Source organism: Weissella bombi (genome assembly GCF_900094835.1).
In the GTDB taxonomy this organism is placed as follows: Bacteria; Bacillota; Bacilli; order Lactobacillales; family Lactobacillaceae; genus Weissella; species Weissella bombi.
Map to the genome: position 1 here is coordinate 1 of NZ_FMAO01000012.1, position 18,088 is coordinate 18,088.

Sequence of the window (18,088 nt, forward strand, 5' to 3'; positions counted from 1 at the left end):
TTTTGCTAAATATTATCATCATGGCCCAATGGTCAAGTGGTTAAGACGTCGCGTTCTCAGCGCGGAATCCAGGGTTCGACTCCCTGTTGGGCTATACTTAGAGATCAATGATTTGATTACACGTAAACGTATCTACTTTATAAAGGTAGATACGTTTTTTGTATTTATTATAATTAAAAATACAAAGGCGGTTGAGACATGAATATCCCCAACCGCCTTTATGTTAAAAATGTATTAATTACAAACTAATATTCAACAACGTTTTAATACCAGCGTATGCCATGAAAGCCACAACAACCCAGCCTGTATACAATAACCAACGTGGATGACGATATACCGTTCCCATAATCTTCTTACGAGTTGAAGCAACTAACAAGATTGCTAAGGCAATCGGCAAAATCAATCCGTTCAAAGCACCTGCAATAACTAAGACATTAGCAGGATTACCAACGATATAGAATACTGCCGTTGAAGCAATAATGAATAATACAATCATCCATGAACGCCAATTCTTACGACCCATTTGGTTCTTGTTGTAATCCAAAAAAGAAATTGAGGTAAATGTTGAGCCTAGAACCGACGTCATTCCTGCTGCCAGTAACAACAAGCCGAAGAACTTATAACCAAAATTACCTGCGGCAACTTTAAAAATTGTTGCTGCTGGATTAGCTGGATCTAATTGAACGCCTGTTACAACTACAGCTAATCCTGCCAGGAATAACATGATTCTAATTCCTGAGGCGACCCCAATTCCAGTTAGTGCACCTTCATTAACATACTTAACATTGTCGATGCCTTTAACGCCCCCTTCAAGTAGTTTATGACCACCTGAGAACGAAATATAACCACCAACAGTTCCACCAACAATTGTGACAATTGAATAAAAATCAACAGAAGTTGGTGCAAAAGTGTGCACAACTGCACTTTGATATGGCACAGTAACTACGGCAAGAATATAAACTAAAATAGCGACTTTGATAACTGCTAAAACCTGAACTGTTCTATCAACAACCAGCATCGCATTACGGGCAAGAAACAACCCAATCGCACAAACGGCAGCAATTAAGGCACCATTTTCAGGTGATATACCAAATAAGACATTAAGTCCCAAACCAGCACCACCAATATTACCAATATTGAAAACAAAACCACCAAAAACGATTAACCCCGTCAACACATATCCTAATCCAGGGACAACTTCGTTCACTAACACTTGTGCATGCTTACCAGAAACAATAATAATTCGCCAAATATTTAATTGGACAATGACATCAACGATAATACAGATCAGAATGGCAAAACCAAAATTAGCACCCATTTTTCCAGTAAACGTTGCGTTTTGTGTTAAGAAGCCTGGTCCGACAGCTGCCATAGCCATCATGAAGGCAGCACCCATCGCAACATTTAACGGTGATCTCTTTTTAACTTGCGAATCTTTTTCTTTCATAACAGCTATCTTCCTTTAAATTTTTTATTTTAAATGGCTTTTATTTCAATTCCTTCATCATTAAGCGCTTGATGAATTTTTTTAACAAAAGCTAGGGCCTTTACACCATCCCCATGAACACAAACAGTGTCAGGAATCATCTCAATCATTGAACCATCGTGAGCTTGAACGGAATGTGTTTTAATCATCTGAATAACTCGTGAAACGGCTAAATCTTCATCGGTAATCACCGCATCTGGTAAATCACGAGACATTAAACTACCATCTGCTTCATAATTCCTATCCGCAAAAACTTCCTGCGCAAAAGGTAGCCCAATATCTTTAGCAGCATGAATCAATTCACTATTTGCTAAACCGATTAAAATTAATTCAGGGTCTACTGCATAAATACCTTCACAAATCGCCCGGGCTAAATCATAATCTTTACCCGCCATATTATATAAAGCACCATGTGGCTTAACATGGTGTAATTTATGGGATGGACTAAAACCCTGCAACGCACCGATTTGATACTGCACTTCTGCTTTGGCAGTTTGCGGACTAATTTTCATCTGACGACGACCAAATCCTTGCAAATCGCGTAGTCCAGGATGTGCACCAATTGCAACTTTGTTTTCGGTGGCTAAATTAACCGTCTGTGACATAACTTCTGGGTCACCAGCATGAAAACCACAAGCAATATTCGCGGACGTAATATATGGTAATACTTCTTCATCCAATCCCAACTTGTAACGCCCAAAGCTCTCACCTAAATCACAATTTAAATCAATTTGTACCATATAACATTTTCTCCTATAAAATATCAGCTAGTTGATTATCCTTTATATCGGTTACCAACATATGTCCTGGTGCATGTGTAATCACAAATTCGGGTTTACTCTGCATAACAACCTGTTGTGGGGTAACACCGCAAGCCCAAAATACTGGCACTTCACCGGGATAAATATCAACAGCATCACCAAAATCTGGATGACTCAAATCAGTAATACCAATTGTTTCAGGATCACCAATCTGTAATGGTGTCCCATGCACTTGTGGTAACCTTTCAGTAATTGTAACTGCTTTAACCACCTGCGATTCTGGGATTGGTCGCATACTAACAACATAATTACCATGAAACTGACCTGCTGATTTTGCTTCGATATTTGTGCGATACATCGGTACATTGCGTTGCATCGTAATGTGGCGCATTTCAATACCTGCAGCAATTAGTGCGGCTTCAAATGAAAAACTGCACCCAATTAAAAACGAAACAAGATCTTCACGCCACAAATCAGCAACATCAAGTGGTTCACTTACCAGCTCACCATTTTCATACACACGATACTTTGGAAAATCTTTCGCTAAATCTATATCCTTCGCAAATGTTTGTAGTTGACGTGATCCCATGTCAGAAACTTCTAATATAGGACAAGGCTTTGGATTACGCTGTGCAAATAAAAGAAAATCGTATGCTTGTGCCTTAGGTAAAATAACTAAATTTGCTTGTGCGTAACCCAGGCAAAGGCCACTTGTTTGACCGGTAAAAATTCCCGACCGAGCTTGACGCCGTAATTCCGCTGGTGTTAATTGATTAGTCATCAGTATTCCCCCCATTCGTTAAGCGTTCAATAAATTCAATATCAAAATTATTTGCCAAGAAATCAGGGTTATTTAGCAATTGATATAAGAAATCAAGATTGGTACCAACACCCTCAATAACTGTTTCTTCAATTGCAACCTGCATCTTTTTTATTGCAATATCACGAGTTGCACCATATGTAATAATTTTTGCAAGTAATGCATCATAATTTGCCGGCACTTGATAGCCATTATACAAAGCCGTATCCACTCTAATACCATTTCCACCAGGCAAATGTAATTTACTTACCTTTCCAGGCATCGTTGCCGTAATACGACATTCTAATGCATGACCATTTAAGGTAATATCGTCCTGCGTCATCGCTAATTTTTGACCGGCTGCAATATTTAATTGTGCGACTACCAGATCAGTACCCGTAATTGCTTCTGTTATCGGATGTTCGACCTGAATTCGTGTGTTCATCTCCATGAAATAAAACTGACCAGGACCAGCATATAAAAATTCAATCGTACCAGCACCCAAGAATTTCAGTGCTGTAGCAGCTTTACGAGCCGTAGATAACATTTCATAACGGGTTTCCTGATCAATAGCACTCGGTGCTTCTTCCATTACCTTTTGATGATACTGTTGCAAAGAACAATCGCGTTCACCAAGTGAAACGGCATTGCCATACGAATCCGCTAGAACCTGCACCTCAATATGACGTGGACGCACGATAAACTTTTCCATATACATTTCTGGATTACCAAATGCTTGTTGTGCCTCACCTTTAGCAAGTGGAAATTCATGCAATAATTGCTGCTCATCGTGAATCATACGCATTCCTTTGCCGCCACCACCAGCTGCTGCTTTTAGCATCACTGGATAGCCAATATCCTTGGCTTGCGATATAGCCATATCAAGTTCTGTGAATCCTTCACGACTACCAGGAATAACAGGTACTTCAGCATCTTGCATGACCTCGCGTGCCCGGGCCTTATCGCCCAATAAACTAATGGTTTCTGCACGTGGTCCAATAAACGTCAGCCCGTTCTCTTCACACAACTGCGCAAAATCAGCATTTTCTGATAAAAAGCCATACCCAGGATGAATCGCATCAGCACCACTCATCAGTGCAGCTTGCACAATACTTTCTTGATTCAAATAACTATCTTGTGGATTAGCAGGTCCGATACAAATTGACTGATCAGCCATCCCAACATGCATTGCATCTGCATCAACTGTTGAATAGATGGCAACCGTCTGCAAATTTTGTTCATGACAAGCTCTGATTATTCGAACTGCAATTTCACCACGGTTTGCAATTAATACTTTTTGCATTTGATCACTTTCCTTATCTATCTACTCAATTTCAAACAATGGTTGATTAAATTCAACGTTTTCTTCATTGGCCGCCAAAATTTTAACAATTTTACCTGAACGATCAGCTTTCACATCGTGAACCATCTTCATCGCTTCAATCACGCCAATTGTTTGCCCAGCCGTAACATCATCACCAACTTTTACAAAAGGTTCTTCATCAGGGCTAGGAGTGGTATAGAAAATACCGACCATTTGTGCATTGATTGTTTGCGCATCTTGAACATCATCTCCTGTTGCGACTTCAGCAGGTGCTGCTGAAACTGGTGTTGATTTTACGACATTTTCCTTACGCTTCAATCGATAATGCACATCACCATCATCATAATCAAACGCTGTTATCTGATTCTCTTTCATCAACATCATAACTGCTTTAATTTCTTCTAAATCCATTTGTTACTCCCCTATTCTTTAAAAATACGACTTAATCGTTGTGCTGTTCTACGTGCAGGCTGGTCACTCATCGAACTAAATTTTAACTTCAGTGCTGCCATTTCAGCATTCTTTTCATGTAACAATTGCTGGCTAAACGTTAAATCAATCAATTTAAATTGCAGTTTTTGCCCCGGCATCAGCTGCACGGCTTTGCTTAAATCAACGCTTGAGACAACTGCTATTACTGGATAACCACCTGTTGTTTGACGATCTGGTAGTAAAATAATTGGCTCACCACTTTTAGGGATTTGAATACCACCTAAAACAGTTGCTTCCGACAACATTTCCGGTACTCCTGCAACATTTATTGCTTCACCACTTAACCGCATCCCCATCCGGTCAGAATCATTGCTGACTGCATACGTTTGATTAAAAAATTGCGTACTAGCGTCTTTATCAAACTGGTCATACTCTGGACCCTTCGTCACCTTGATAGTCACGATAGATTCATCAACAACACTTGAAAAATCAACTTGTCGCTGCTTTAAGTTCGCAACGGCAGGTGCAGGTACTGGTATGTTAAGATAGTCACCTGTCTGTAATGCGCGACCTTTAAACCCACCAAGACCATACTTCAAACTCGTTGCATAACTCTGCATCACCTCAGGGACGATTACGCCCCCTGCAATTGCTAAATAACCGTAACGGCCACTAATCGTTGGGCCAATTGCTAACGTGTCACCTTTTTCTACATTGATAGCACCATTCATATCAACTTGCTGACCATTAATTTTTGCATTAACCGTCGCACCAGCAATCGCAATCACTGTAGCTGTTGTAAAGGTTATAGTCGGTCCTAAAATACTGTATTCCACAAGCGGTGTCTGATAATCATTATCAACTAAAATATTTGCTACAGAAGCAGCATCTGTATCCATCACGCCAGATGGTGAAAAACCATTTGCCAATCCGCTTATTCTGCCAAAGTCTTGAATAGTGGTCAGTAAACCGCCATCGATAACTCGAATGCCCATTATTCCACCTCTTCTACTTTAATTTGATATCGACCTTCATCATCTAAATGCTTAATCTGATTAAATTCTGACACTGTAATTGGATCAAAATGAATGTAATCACCCGCCTGATAGTAAAAAGGATTTTCCTTTTCAGGTTGAAATAATTTAATCGGTGTCTGCCCAATAATCTGCCAACCACCTGGTGAGGCAATTGGATATACGCCCGTTTGTTCACCAGCAATTCCGACAGCACCAGGATTAATAGCTAAGCGCGGTGTTGCCAACCTAGGTGTTGCTAGTTTTGCATCCAAACCACCTAAGTAAACAAATCCGGGCAAAAAGCCCAACATGTAAATTAAATAATCAGGACTCGTATGACGCGCAATAATTTCTTTTCTTGATAACCCACTATGTTCTGAAACGTGTGCCATATCTGGACTAAATTCATTCTCATAACATACTGGAATATGAACAATTCTTTTATTTTGTTGCGTCACCTGCTTAATTTCAGCTGCACTAGTTCGAACCATATCAGCTAATTTATCAAAGGATAGTATTTCCGGATCATAAAAAATTGTCAAAGTTCGAAATGCAGGTACCAATGCAGTAATGCCGTTAGTACGTTTTAATGTCAGTTCCTTTTGCAATATACGAATAAACTGATTGATTTGTGGATCAACAACATTAGCGAATGTGACGTTAACAGCCGAATCTCCTGCTGGAAAAATCGAAAATTCATTCATCCATAACCACCTCTTCCTAAATTAAAAATTAATTAGAATAAATTTTATCATAAATTCGTTTCATTGCCTTTCACTTTAAATTTTAACGAACAATAAATTCTATTTTTGTTAATTATTAACCGCTTTATTAATATTGTAAAGATATTAAATCGAAAAGCCTCTAAAAGTTAACATATAAATTAATTAATTTATATAATGCAAATAATTAAAAAACAATTAAAACAAGAGACTATTAATCGACAATTTCATTTCATAAATCATATATTGACTTAATCTCAACAAAAAAGAGGTCAAGATAATTGCATCTCAACCTCCTACTGTATTCTAAAGTGTAAAGTCATCCGTCATTGTTAACATAATTGGTGCATGATCCTGACGTGCACCAGTATCAATTACTGACATCTCATCTAATTGATCATTTAAACGATTAGATGTTAGGTAATAATCAATTCGCCAACCGGAATTATTAATTTTTGATGTTTTTGAAATTTGTGCCCACCATGTATACACACCAGCTTGATCAGGGTGTAAATAACGGAATGTATCTGTAAAACCAGCATCAAGTAGACGACTAAAATGTTCACGTTCTTCATCCGTAAAGCCTGCCTTTTTATGGTTTGACTTCGGGTTTTTCAAATCAATTTCTTGATGCGCAACATTAAAGTCACCGGAAAAAATAACTGGCTTATGTGCATCTAATTGTTGCATATATGCTCGATAAGCATCATCCCATGATTGACGATCATCTAATCGTGCTAATGCACTACCAGAATTTGGTGTATAAACCGTTGAAACATAAGTATTCGCAAATTCAAGCGTAATCACACGCCCCTCAATGTCCATCTCACCAGGTGCACCAATTTCCGGCATTTCTACATTAATAGGTTCTTGACGTGATAACATCATTGTTCCTGAATATCCAGAACGACCTGTACTCATACGTAAATAACGGTGGTAACCTGGAAACAATTCATCAAGCGCTGCCGCTTGTTTTTTTGTTAACCCAGTTGCTTTTAACTTTGTTTCTTGAATCGCTAGAACATCTGGCTGTTGCGCTGCAATGTCTTGCAATACTTGCCACGTCATTTCACCTCGTGCTGACTTATGTTCAACAGCTGCATTAATACTATCGATATTCCATGATATAAACTTCATTTTGCCACCGTTCCTCTTCAAATTATCAATTGCGTTCATTATAACAAAAAACAACACCAGACTACGCGTAAGTTTTGTCTAGTGTTGTTGATATATTTATTTAGAATTGTTCTTCTAGCAATTGCTTAATTTCGCTCAAACGTGGTTGGCGAGGATTTCCTGGTGTTGTTTGATCATTGTAAATCAAATCCATTAATCCAGATAACTCACGATCAAAGTCTTCTTTCTTAACACCGTTACCAGATAGTGTTAAGTCCATATCAAGATGAGCCGCTAACTCTTTAATCTTGTTAATCAAAGCATCCACTAATTCAGCATCATTTTTACCAGTTAAGCCAATGTGTCGTGCAATATCAGCATAATCCTTTTGTGCTGTATAAGTTTCATAACGTGGGAATGGTGTTCGCTTAACATTACCAGTCACCCCATTAAACTTAATCACATTAGTCATTGCAATTGAAATTGCCAAACCGTGTGGCAAACCAAAGGCACCACCTGTCTTGTGGGCAATTGCGTGGTTCAAACCTAAGAACGCATTTCCAAATGACATTCCAGCCAATGTTGATGCGTAATGCATCTTTGCACGTGCTAACTCACCCTCTTTAGTTGGTTGTGTTGCATCATACTGATATGAGGCCTCTAGGTAATCAAAAATTAACTTAATGGCTTGCAACGCCCATGGACGTGTAAACTCAGAAGACATAACCGAAACATATGATTCTAACGCATGTGACAAGGCATCCATACCAGAGTATGCAACTGTCTTGCGTGGTACCGTCATAACAAACTCTGGGTCCACAATTGCAACTTGTGGTGTCAACTCGTAGTCGGCAAGTGGGTATTTAACATGTGTTTCGTCATCAGTAATTACGGCAAATGGCGTTACTTCTGAACCAGTTCCTGAAGTAGTTGGAATAGCCACCATTTGTGTTAGTCGCTGATGCTCAAACTTCACGATTCGCTTACGGATATCCATAAACTTTTGAGCTAATTGTTGGAACAATGCTTTCAAGCCAGCATCGTCATACAAAATACCTGGTTTCGTTGCTGAATACTCATATAAGAAACGAGCAATCTTACCAGCATCCAAAGCTGAACCACCACCAAGTAGCACAACTGTATCTGGCTTAAAATCAGCCATTTGGCGAGCAATTTCAATTGCCTGTGAAATAGTTGGATCTGGGCTAACAGAACCGTAAAATGATGTCTTTACTTGATCCTTACGCAAAGCAAATTGGTCCAAAATTGTATCAACAAAGCCTAACTTAACCATACCTGGATCGGCAACAATAAAGGCACGATCAACATCAGGTAATTCTTGCAAGTAAGTAATTGCGTTCGTCTCGTAATAAATATCCTTAGGCAAGCGTACCCATTGTGGTCGGTTACGACGACGAGCAACAGTTTTAACATTTAGTAAATCATACGTAGACAAGTTATGCGACAATGAATTCTTCCCCCAAGTACCAGTTCCTAACGTTAGTGATGGTCGCAACGCATCCGTATAAATGTCACCAACACCACCAATTGAGTCAGGTTGGTTAACCAAAATACGTGATGCTTCAACACGATCTGCATATTCTTTTACAAATGGATCATCTTGTGCCCCAATTTGAATGGCCGCATTGTGTCCGGCACCTTGATACTTCAATAATGCTCGGACAATTTCAACAGCTTCATCACGATCCTGTGCTTTATAAATTGATAGTAATGGACTTAGCTTTTCTGATGATAGCGGCTCCCCGATGTGTCGCTTATCAAGTTCAAACAATAATACATCCTTATCAGCTGGTAACTTCAAACCAGCTTGTTCGGCAATCCAGCGACCTGAGCGACCTGCTACTGGTCCTGTAACACCATAGCCCTCTGACGTTGGCTTGAAGACAAAATCAGAAACCTTTTGATAATCTTGCTTAGGTGTTAGATATGCGCCCTGTTCTTGCAATTTACGTAACATTTCATCATAAATTGAAGCGTCAATAACAACTGAGTTTTCAGAAGCACAAATCATACCATTATCAAAACGCTTTGATAACAATAAATCGGATACCGCACGGTCAACATTGGCCGTTTTATCAACGTAAACAGCCCCATTACCAGCTCCAACTCCCATTGATGGATTTCCTGAGTGTAAGGCTGCATCAACCATTGAAGGTCCCCCAGTTGCCAAAATTGATGCGATTCTTGGATTCTTGATTAATGTATTTGTGGCATCAATTGATGGTGTCTCAATCCATTGAATAAAATTCTTCGGTGCACCAGCTGCAACAGCTGCATCATACACAATTTTAGCTGCATGAGCAGATGACTTTTGCGCTTGTGGATGGAAAGCAAAGACAATCACATTTCTTGTTTTCGCTGTTAGCATTGACTTAAAAATCGCCGTCGATGTCGGATTTGTGGTTGGGACAATCCCAGCCAAAATTCCTAGTGGTGCAACGAGTTCAACTTTTCCAGTGACGTCATCTTCTGAAATAACCCCAACTGTTTTATCATTTTTGATAGCGTTATAAACAGATTCAGATGCAAATCGATTCTTAGTATCCTTATCTTCAATAACCCCACGACCTGTTTCTTCATAAGCTTCATGAGCAAGTAATAATGCATTTTCAGAACCAGCTAAAGCCATCGCCGCAACAATTTTATCAACTTGTTCTTGCGTATAAGTTGCAAATTTTTGTAATGCATCTGCTGCTTGATCAACTAGCTTATTGGTCATTTCTTCGGCAGCTGCATAGTGGGCAGCTTTTTCATCAGGTGTTAGTACTTTCTTTTTTTTATTATTCATAGCAGTCATGATTTCTACCTCTCAGATTATTCTGAATTAATTAGATTGCTCATTACTGAACAATTTAATTATATCAAATAAAGCGTAGGCGTCAACTATTAAAACCCACAAATAAAGCGGTTTACGCGAATTAAATTACATGTTCACAAACTTTTTGTATATCTTGAATTCTCCTTATTGTGAATTAATTAACAAATAAAACGCTTACATAATTCTCAACTATTTTGCTTGTGAACATACAAAAAAAACATGAAATTTTCGTTTTAAAAATTTCATGTTTAATTAAATCAATCATTATATGATAATTTAGTCCTACCCAACAAAACGGAACTAAGCACAACTGACAATGAACTCAACGCCATGGCAACCCCAGCAATTTCTGGACTTAAAATAAAACCGAAGCTGTAAAATACACCTGCTGCTACCGGTATACCCAATACGTTGTATACAAAAGCCCAAAACAAGTTTAGTTTAATTCGATTGAACGTTTTTTTACTTAATGCCAACGCCATATCTACATCTCGTAAATCATTTTTCACCAAAACAATACCACCTGCATCAATGGCAATATCCGTTCCAGCACCCATTGCAATACCAACATCAGCAGTTGTTAATGCGGGTGCATCATTGATACCATCCCCAACAAAGGCAACAGTATGTTCTGCCTGCAACATTTTAATTCGATCCGCTTTTTCAGCCGGTAGCACATTGGCGATAACTTCATCAATACCAACTTCCTTGGCAATTGCTCGCGCAACATGTTCGTTATCACCCGTCAACATAACCGTACGTAACCCTCGTTCTTTTAACGCAGCCATCGCAGCAGCTGATGTATCTTTCGGTGTATCTTGAATGGCAATCAACCCAATGATTTTTTGCTGCAAACCAACTAGGACCACTGTCTTCGCCTCATCTTGCAATTGTGTCATTTTTTGCTTGAGATCATCTGTAATTTCATAATCATGCAACAAACGCTCATTACCGACAAATGCTTGCTGACCATCGACTAATGCTTGAACACCCTTACCTGATAAGGCTTCAAAATTTTTAACCTCAGCTACTGCAATTTGTTGACGCTTTGCTTCATTTAAAATTGCTAACGCCAATGGATGTTCTGAACCCGCTTCTATCCGAGCAGCTAACATTAAGACTTGCTGTTCATCCCCAACAATATCAGTAACTTTTGGCTGTCCAACTGTAATTGTTCCGGTTTTATCAAATACAACCGTGTCAACATCATTTACACGTTCAAGAACTTCACCATCTTTAATTAAAATACCCATCTTAGCGCCACGACCTGTACCAACCATCAAAGCCGTTGGTGTTGCTAAACCAAGTGCACATGGACAAGCAATCACCACAACTGATACTGCGAAAATTAATGAATTAGCAACGTCATGACCAATAAATACATACCAAATTAAAAATGTAAGAATAGCAATAATCAACACAGCAGGTACGAAAATATCTGATACCCGATCTGTTAATTGCTGAATAGGTGCATGACTCGATTGGGCCTTTTTAACCAATGCCACAATCTGTGCCAACATCGTGTCATCACCGACTTTTTTAGCCTTAAAAACAAATGTTCCAGACATGTTCATCGTCGAACCGATGACATCATCGCCAACTCGCTTGGTTACCGGCATACTCTCACCCGTAACCATTGCCTCATCAATTGTAGAGGTCCCCGACACAATTTCACCATCAACAGCAATCTTTTGTCCTGGCTTTACTTCAATTAAATCACCACTAACAATTTCTGCTAAAGGCACTTGAACGAAACGGCCATCACGTTTTACCATTGCATCCTTTGCTTGTAAATCCATCAACTTACTGATAGCCGATGAAGACCTATCACGCATTTTTTCTTCTAACACCTGACCAAGCAAAACAAATGTAATGACAAACGCAGCACTTTCAAAGAAAACGCCCTTTCCTGCAAACATTGCATAAATACTATAAACATATGCTGTCCCAGTACCCACAGCAATTAAAGTATCCATATTAGAATGATGCTTTTGAAATGATGCCCAAGCACTTGATAAAAAAGGACGCGCTGATATCAACATAACAATCGTTGTTAATACAAACATTGTGACTTGTCCACCTGGCAACATCCAGTGGATAAATGGCATTAATACCATTTCAATCAACATCGGTAATGACAATATTAACGAAATCCAAAACCGTGTCGTTATTTTCATCTCGTCACCTACTTTATATTAATGGTACCGTGGAACATATCCATCCCACAGCTAAAATCAAATTCACCCGGCTTATCAGTCGCAATGGTTACTGTTTTAGGTTCGTCAATAGGTAGTGTCTCTTCAAAATCTAAATCATTAGAATGCACTACATCTAAACAACCCTGCGCATTAGTCCTTGTAAAAGTAATTTCTGCAGGTACACCTTGCTTTAAATTGATAACATTTGGTTCGTAGCCACCAGCAACATTAACATTAACTTTTTGTACATCACTCATTTTATAGCCTCTTTTTCTTTAATTCATTATTTAACAATTACTTTACCGTGAAACATATTCATCCCACATGCCCACTCATACTCGCCAGCTTTACTGGTATCAATTTGAATAGTCTCTGTTTCATTTTCTGGTAATGCCTGATTAATACCAAAATCTGGAAAAACTACGTGATCCAAACAACTTGATGGATCTGTTCGCTTAAAATGCAACTGTGCAGGTACACCTTGCTTTAAGACAACTTGTTCTGGTGAATAACCACCTTTTACCAACACATCAACATTTTGTTGGTCATCAGTAACGGCAGCCGATTCTGTTTGCGCTTCATGTTTGCCAAAGAACCACCAAGCAATAAATCCAATCAATGCAATACCAATAATTAACACTATTATTCTTGTCATAAGTATCACTCCTTATATCATAATTATTCGGCACAATGTACGCATGATGCCGGCACCAAACAATCACAAGCGATCATCTCAGGTGCAGTTGTCATTTTTTGTTTTAATATTTCCTGCAAATTCATAATATCTGACTGACTCAAAGGCATATCAGTTATTAATTCAGCTAAAGTACGCCCTTTTTTCATACTACATAGCCGGTCAAAAACTGCTGATGTCATCTGAATCATCGCATCGTCTTCAGCAATTAAAGGGCGATAAATAAAATGACGACCAACTTTCTGCGTTATTAACATCTCTTTTTGCACCAAACGACGCAATAATGTTTTAATTGTTGATTCAGACCAGTCTTTCTTTTGTTTCATCGCAGTAATAATTTCACTACTAGTTGCTTCTTTAACTGTCCAAACTACACGCATTATTTGCCATTCAGCATTCGACATATCACTTGCTTGCGCCATTAAATCATCCCCTTTCATCGTTTACATTTGTAACTGTTATTAGTATATCCTTTATCGTTTACAAATGTCAACAAAAGAGAGCGAGACAAAAGTTGTTTTTGAAGCCGGTGTGTAACGTGATTGCGTTACATTGAGGCTTCAGACTTTTGGAACGCGTTTATGCTATAAAACTTACAGGCTTGTAATTAATACATTTTGAACTAAAAAAGTTGGAACAATGTTTTGTCCCAACCTCCTTAAAATAACTATTCTGCTGTGTTCATTGATCCGTCGTTCTTTCCCCTTACCAAGAAGAACATTCCGAATAATGCAAATACTAATACAATGATACCAACGATTGTATACGTAGACTTAAAGCCAAGTACATCATATCCTGAACCGATTACGGTTGAGAATAACATCTGCGAAATCTGTACAGCCGCCGTTGTACTTAATGACTGAATCGTTGCAAATTCGTTCTTACTAAATACTGAGAAAATATACCCCATTGGGCAAATAAACCAGAATGGTATAAATAAACCACCAAGTACGTATGCCGCTCCGACAAATACCCAATTTGGTGCTACCGCAAATACTAAAATACGCGCTGCCATCAACAATGACATAATCACTAATCCGTTACGATAACCAATGCGCTTGTTAACCCATGGAATCAATAGCATTCCGACAAAAGCTAATAGTTGTTGGGCTGTTGTTGCATATGAGAATAAGGTTGTTCCCTGATTACTCTTAAAGAACGTTGTAAAGTAATTAATTGCTTGTTGATCAACAATTTGTGAAAGTGGTACTGTTCCAAGCAAGAAAATAACAAAGAAGATAAATGGCTTAGAGCGAATACTTTTCAAAACACCCTTTAATGTCACTTTATCAGATTTCTTATCAACCAAAACATCTAAATTACTATCATCATGCTTTACGAAGAACACAACCATGATTAAGTAAATCAACCCGGTAACGCTTAGACTCCAAAAGAAGCTACGTGGTTGCCACGATAACAAATAACCACAAATCAACGGTGCAATAAAACCGATAATTGTCACACCTGAACGGACCCAACTAAACTCAAATTTATTCACAAAGCTCATACGTTGCTCATAAGTTTCATTAATGTTCGTCCCACTATTCATGACAATACCAACAAATAGTCCCATGATTATCGCCGTTATATAGGTATTACCCTGCATTGGCATAATAACCAATTCCATAAACGGTCCCATCGCGACGGACAGGATTGCGATAAAGTACAATAAATACTTCTTCTCTAAGACTTTATCCCCAATAAAGCCAATAATTGGCGCTGATATTAACCCCATCAACGACATCATCGAAAATGCTAACCCAACATTTGCGTGTGTAAAATTAGCATACTTTACTAACCAAAAGCCGGAATACGTTGACATAACTGGCCAAATAAAATTAAATGACATTTCTGAAATGACAAATGACCAAAACTTACCAAACGAATTATACGGACTTTTTATACGACTAACCCAATTCATAAATCCCCCCAAAACTACTTTAAATTAAAGTAACTGAGACCACACTCATTGTAGGCAATGTCATATGCAATTTACCTGATGCTAATGAAGCACCTGTGAATTTTTGTAGTACAACGTTGTCTGGCTGATCAAATGTATTATGTGCATCCATCACGTCAGCTGTAATAATGGTTGCTTCTTTAATTTCACTTGGCAATTCGTCAAAAGCGATATCTAATTCTTTTTCATTAGCAACATCATAATTTGCTAGTGAAATTGTTAATTCATCATTCTTTTTTGATGCTGTATAGGTCACATTGTTTGGCAATTCATCTTCATCCACTAAATTAACAAGTTCTGCATCCATATGCTTTTGATACATGTCAAACAAATAATAAGTTGGCGTCTTAAGCATCTTTTCACCATCTGTTAAGATCATGGCTTGCAACACATTAACCATTTGTGCAATATTGGCCATTTTGACACGGTCCGCATGCTTATGGAAAATGTTTAGCGTAATTGCGCCAGTTAGTACATCGCGAATTGTATTTTGTTGATACAAAAATCCCGGGTTAGTACCTTCTTCAACATCAAACCAAGTTCCCCATTCGTCAACAATTAGATTTACTCGCTTGTTAGGATCATACTTATCCATAATTTCAGAATGCTTTGTAATTAAGCGATCCATCAAAGCAGCACGTGTCATTGTGTCATACCAAACTTTTTCAGTAAAGCCAGTTGCAGAACCCTTATCATTAATCCAATCACCAGTTGGCAACGTGTAGTAATGCAAGCTAAAGCCGTCAATGTATTGAGCTGCATTCTTCATGACAGTTTCAGTCCAATCATAATCATCTTCATTAGGACCACATGCAACACGATAAATTGGTTGATCTTTATCATATTGTGGCAAAAATGTTTGATATTGACGATAAACATCAGAGTAATATTCAGGGCGCATATTACCGCCGCCACCCCAATTTTCATTACCAATACCGAAGAACTTTAAGTGCCATGGTTCTTTACGACCATTTGCTTGGCGCAATTCAGACATAGGTGACTCACCTGGCATGGTCATATACTCAACCCACTCAGCCATTTCTTGCACAGTACCACTACCAATATTGGCATTGATGTATGCTTCTGCGCCTAATTGATTCAATAATTCAAAATATTCATGCGTTCCAAATGAATTATCTTCAACTACGTCTCCCCAGTTGGTATTCACGATGCGCTTACGATTAGCTTTAGGTCCAATTCCTTGTTGCCAATGATAAGTATCTGCAAATAATCCACCAGGCCAACGCAATACTGGTACATGAATTTCCTTCAAAGCTTCAACAACATCTGTACGCATACCATTTACATTAGGAATTTTTGAATCTTCACCTACATATAGGCCTTCATAAATACCACGTCCTAAATGTTCAGAAAATTGACCATAAATGTATTTACTAATCTTAGGTCCGGCTTGCGTATTATTTACCTTAATCGTCATCTTTTTTACCTTTCGTAATTCACAAATTAGTTAACTACTAATTTTTCTAACCAACTTACAAAATAAATGATAACGCTTACAACACAATAAGTAAATAACTTTTGTATTAATTTATAAACTTTATTTTATGGTAATTAATATTTATATTAACAAGATTACTAATAAAACACATTAAAAGGTGGACAAATTAATAAATATAATACATACCTTCTATTTTCCATTAAGTATATTCATATTTAAAAAACAACGTAATTAGAGATATTAGTAACCCAATTATTATGTTTTTGTGGTATATTCATCATATAAATACTATGAACGGGTTGGTTTGTCTTATGGATATAGACGTCTCAGATAAATCATTACCTATTTTTGCTGCTTTAGACAGCTCAGTACGCATTAAAATTATTCAGTTACTTTCACAACAAAAAATGAATGTCTCTGAAATTTCCAAATCAATTGGTTTGAGTAGTCCAATTACAGTTTCACATTTAAACAAACTAGAAAAGGCCCACCTCATTCGTACTGAAAAAAAAGGTAATCAGCGAATTGCAAGCTTGAATATTGATACAATTAATATTTCTTTTCCAAAACAACTTTATATTCCCTTCGAAAATTGGCAGGTTGAAATTCCCGTTGGTCAATACACAAACTTTGACGTTACCCCTACTTGTGGTTTAGGTGGTCAAAAAGGTTTTATTGGTCAAGTGGATCATCCTAGCTATTTTATGGATCCAAAAAGATATGAAGCAGATATTCTTTGGTTCGGCCAAGGATTCGTCGAGTATCAAATCCCTAATTATCTTCAAAACACCCAACAATTAGAAATGATTGAATTAACGGTAGAACTAAGTTCAGAATTTCCATTTTCAAATAACACTTGGCTCTCTGACATAACTGTCAGCATTGATAACCATGAAATCGGTACTTGGACAAGCCCTGGTGATTTCTCGGATACTCGTGGTCGTTACACGCCTGACTGGGTTGCGGACGACATGAATCAATACGGTATGCTTAAAACATTTAGAATCGCCAAGCAAGGTTCATATATCGATGGCTTGGCTGCAAGTGATACCGATATAACTATGATTGATACTGAAAAAAATTCTTGGACTTTACGTTTTGAAATTAAAGATTCCGCAACTAACATTGGTGGTTGCACCATTTTTGGTAATAAATTTGGTAATCATGATCAAGGCATTAAAAGTACAATATATTTCAGTAAATAAAAAATCATGATCAAGACAAAAGTCGTTTTGAAGCTAGTGTGTAATGCGTTTATGCTACAAAACTTGCAATCTCTTAT

Annotated in this window: 16 protein-coding genes and 1 tRNA gene; 2 read left to right on the plus strand and 15 right to left on the minus strand. The window is 38.0% G+C overall.

Annotated elements, in window-relative coordinates; genetic code table 11:
- The first annotated feature begins 22 nt into the window (after positions 1-22).
- A tRNA-Glu gene (locus GA0061074_RS07340) sits at positions 23-94 on the plus strand.
- 144 nt (positions 95-238) lie between these two features.
- Here the strand turns inward: GA0061074_RS07340 and GA0061074_RS07345 are convergent.
- The 15 genes from GA0061074_RS07345 to GA0061074_RS07415 all read right to left on the minus strand — a co-directional run bounded on the left by GA0061074_RS07345 (position 239) and on the right by GA0061074_RS07415 (position 16,785).
- Positions 239-1,447 carry an NRAMP family divalent metal transporter gene (locus GA0061074_RS07345; RefSeq protein ID WP_092463345.1) on the minus strand — a complete coding sequence of 403 codons (1,209 nt, stop codon included), beginning with the start codon at positions 1,445-1,447 and terminating at the stop codon, positions 239-241.
- Between the two features lie 29 nt (positions 1,448-1,476).
- Positions 1,477-2,226, minus strand: coding sequence for a LamB/YcsF family protein (locus GA0061074_RS07350; RefSeq protein WP_092463347.1), 750 nt, complete (start codon positions 2,224-2,226; stop codon positions 1,477-1,479).
- Between the two features lie 13 nt (positions 2,227-2,239).
- Positions 2,240-3,028, minus strand: coding sequence for a putative hydro-lyase (locus GA0061074_RS07355; RefSeq protein ID WP_092463349.1), 789 nt, complete (start codon positions 3,026-3,028; stop codon positions 2,240-2,242).
- Positions 3,021-4,349 carry an acetyl-CoA carboxylase biotin carboxylase subunit gene (locus GA0061074_RS07360; RefSeq protein WP_092463351.1) on the minus strand — a complete coding sequence of 443 codons (1,329 nt, stop codon included), beginning with the start codon at positions 4,347-4,349 and terminating at the stop codon, positions 3,021-3,023. Before GA0061074_RS07360 ends, GA0061074_RS07355 begins: the two co-directional genes overlap by 8 nt.
- 21 nt (positions 4,350-4,370) lie before the next feature.
- A complete protein-coding gene (locus GA0061074_RS07365) occupies positions 4,371-4,781 on the minus strand; it encodes an acetyl-CoA carboxylase biotin carboxyl carrier protein (protein ID WP_092463353.1) in 411 nt (136 codons plus the stop codon).
- An 11-nt stretch (positions 4,782-4,792) separates the two neighbouring features.
- On the minus strand, positions 4,793-5,797 hold the full coding sequence (locus GA0061074_RS07370; RefSeq protein ID WP_092463355.1) for a 5-oxoprolinase subunit C family protein: 1,005 nt from the start codon (positions 5,795-5,797) through the stop codon (positions 4,793-4,795).
- Positions 5,797-6,522 (minus strand): 5-oxoprolinase subunit PxpB, encoded by a 726-nt coding sequence (pxpB, locus tag GA0061074_RS07375; protein ID WP_092463357.1) that lies wholly within the window; start codon positions 6,520-6,522, stop codon positions 5,797-5,799. The genes GA0061074_RS07370 and pxpB overlap by 1 nt, the downstream gene beginning before the upstream one ends.
- 324 nt (positions 6,523-6,846) lie before the next feature.
- Positions 6,847-7,677 carry an exodeoxyribonuclease III gene (locus GA0061074_RS07380; RefSeq protein ID WP_092463359.1) on the minus strand — a complete coding sequence of 277 codons (831 nt, stop codon included), beginning with the start codon at positions 7,675-7,677 and terminating at the stop codon, positions 6,847-6,849.
- A 100-nt stretch (positions 7,678-7,777) separates the two neighbouring features.
- Positions 7,778-10,474: a bifunctional acetaldehyde-CoA/alcohol dehydrogenase gene (gene adhE / locus GA0061074_RS07385; protein ID WP_092463361.1), complete on the minus strand. Its 2,697-nt coding sequence runs from the start codon at positions 10,472-10,474 to the stop codon at positions 7,778-7,780.
- Between the two features lie 278 nt (positions 10,475-10,752).
- A complete protein-coding gene (locus GA0061074_RS07390; protein ID WP_092463363.1) occupies positions 10,753-12,672 on the minus strand; it encodes a copper-translocating P-type ATPase in 1,920 nt (639 codons plus the stop codon).
- An 8-nt stretch (positions 12,673-12,680) separates the two neighbouring features.
- The gene (locus tag GA0061074_RS07395) at positions 12,681-12,950 is read right to left on the minus strand and encodes a cupredoxin domain-containing protein (protein WP_092463365.1); all 270 of its coding nucleotides are present in this window, start codon (positions 12,948-12,950) and stop codon (positions 12,681-12,683) included.
- A gap of 26 nt (positions 12,951-12,976) precedes the next feature.
- Positions 12,977-13,348, minus strand: coding sequence for a cupredoxin domain-containing protein (locus GA0061074_RS07400; protein WP_092463367.1), 372 nt, complete (start codon positions 13,346-13,348; stop codon positions 12,977-12,979).
- A gap of 23 nt (positions 13,349-13,371) precedes the next feature.
- The gene (locus GA0061074_RS07405) at positions 13,372-13,809 is read right to left on the minus strand and encodes a CopY/TcrY family copper transport repressor (RefSeq protein ID WP_092463369.1); all 438 of its coding nucleotides are present in this window, start codon (positions 13,807-13,809) and stop codon (positions 13,372-13,374) included.
- Positions 13,810-14,054: 245 nt separating this feature from the next.
- Positions 14,055-15,308, minus strand: a complete 1,254-nt coding sequence (locus tag GA0061074_RS07410; protein ID WP_092463370.1) for an MFS transporter — start codon at positions 15,306-15,308, stop codon at positions 14,055-14,057.
- 19 nt (positions 15,309-15,327) lie between these two features.
- Positions 15,328-16,785, minus strand: coding sequence for an alpha-N-arabinofuranosidase (locus GA0061074_RS07415; protein WP_092463372.1), 1,458 nt, complete (start codon positions 16,783-16,785; stop codon positions 15,328-15,330).
- 332 nt (positions 16,786-17,117) lie between these two features.
- Here GA0061074_RS07415 and GA0061074_RS07420 point away from each other — a divergent pair, with 332 nt between their 5' ends.
- Positions 17,118-18,011, plus strand: coding sequence for an ArsR/SmtB family transcription factor (locus tag GA0061074_RS07420; protein ID WP_092463374.1), 894 nt, complete (start codon positions 17,118-17,120; stop codon positions 18,009-18,011).
- Positions 18,012-18,088 lie beyond the last annotated feature (77 nt).

What these genes read in the sequence shown, in the direction of transcription:
- GA0061074_RS07365 (WP_092463353.1), bottom strand. Translation starts at nt 4,781, where the DNA reads ATGGATTTAGAAGAAATTAAAGCAGTTATGATGTTGATGAAAGAGAAT.
- GA0061074_RS07400 (WP_092463367.1), bottom strand. Translation starts at nt 13,348, where the DNA reads ATGACAAGAATAATAGTGTTAATTATTGGTATTGCATTGATTGGATTT.
- GA0061074_RS07380 (WP_092463359.1), bottom strand. Translation starts at nt 7,677, where the DNA reads ATGAAGTTTATATCATGGAATATCGATAGTATTAATGCAGCTGTTGAA.
- GA0061074_RS07410 (WP_092463370.1), bottom strand. Translation starts at nt 15,308, where the DNA reads ATGAATTGGGTTAGTCGTATAAAAAGTCCGTATAATTCGTTTGGTAAG.
- GA0061074_RS07360 (WP_092463351.1), bottom strand. Translation starts at nt 4,349, where the DNA reads ATGCAAAAAGTATTAATTGCAAACCGTGGTGAAATTGCAGTTCGAATA.
- GA0061074_RS07350 (WP_092463347.1), bottom strand. Translation starts at nt 2,226, where the DNA reads ATGGTACAAATTGATTTAAATTGTGATTTAGGTGAGAGCTTTGGGCGT.
- GA0061074_RS07415 (WP_092463372.1), bottom strand. Translation starts at nt 16,785, where the DNA reads ATGACGATTAAGGTAAATAATACGCAAGCCGGACCTAAGATTAGTAAA.
- GA0061074_RS07395 (WP_092463365.1), bottom strand. Translation starts at nt 12,950, where the DNA reads ATGAGTGATGTACAAAAAGTTAATGTTAATGTTGCTGGTGGCTACGAA.
- adhE (WP_092463361.1), bottom strand. Translation starts at nt 10,474, where the DNA reads ATGACTGCTATGAATAATAAAAAAAAGAAAGTACTAACACCTGATGAA.
- GA0061074_RS07405 (WP_092463369.1), bottom strand. Translation starts at nt 13,809, where the DNA reads ATGGCGCAAGCAAGTGATATGTCGAATGCTGAATGGCAAATAATGCGT.
- GA0061074_RS07355 (WP_092463349.1), bottom strand. Translation starts at nt 3,028, where the DNA reads ATGACTAATCAATTAACACCAGCGGAATTACGGCGTCAAGCTCGGTCG.
- GA0061074_RS07370 (WP_092463355.1), bottom strand. Translation starts at nt 5,797, where the DNA reads ATGGGCATTCGAGTTATCGATGGCGGTTTACTGACCACTATTCAAGAC.
- GA0061074_RS07345 (WP_092463345.1), bottom strand. Translation starts at nt 1,447, where the DNA reads ATGAAAGAAAAAGATTCGCAAGTTAAAAAGAGATCACCGTTAAATGTT.
- GA0061074_RS07390 (WP_092463363.1), bottom strand. Translation starts at nt 12,672, where the DNA reads ATGAAAATAACGACACGGTTTTGGATTTCGTTAATATTGTCATTACCG.
- GA0061074_RS07420 (WP_092463374.1), top strand. Translation starts at nt 17,118, where the DNA reads ATGGATATAGACGTCTCAGATAAATCATTACCTATTTTTGCTGCTTTA.
- pxpB (WP_092463357.1), bottom strand. Translation starts at nt 6,522, where the DNA reads ATGAATGAATTTTCGATTTTTCCAGCAGGAGATTCGGCTGTTAACGTC.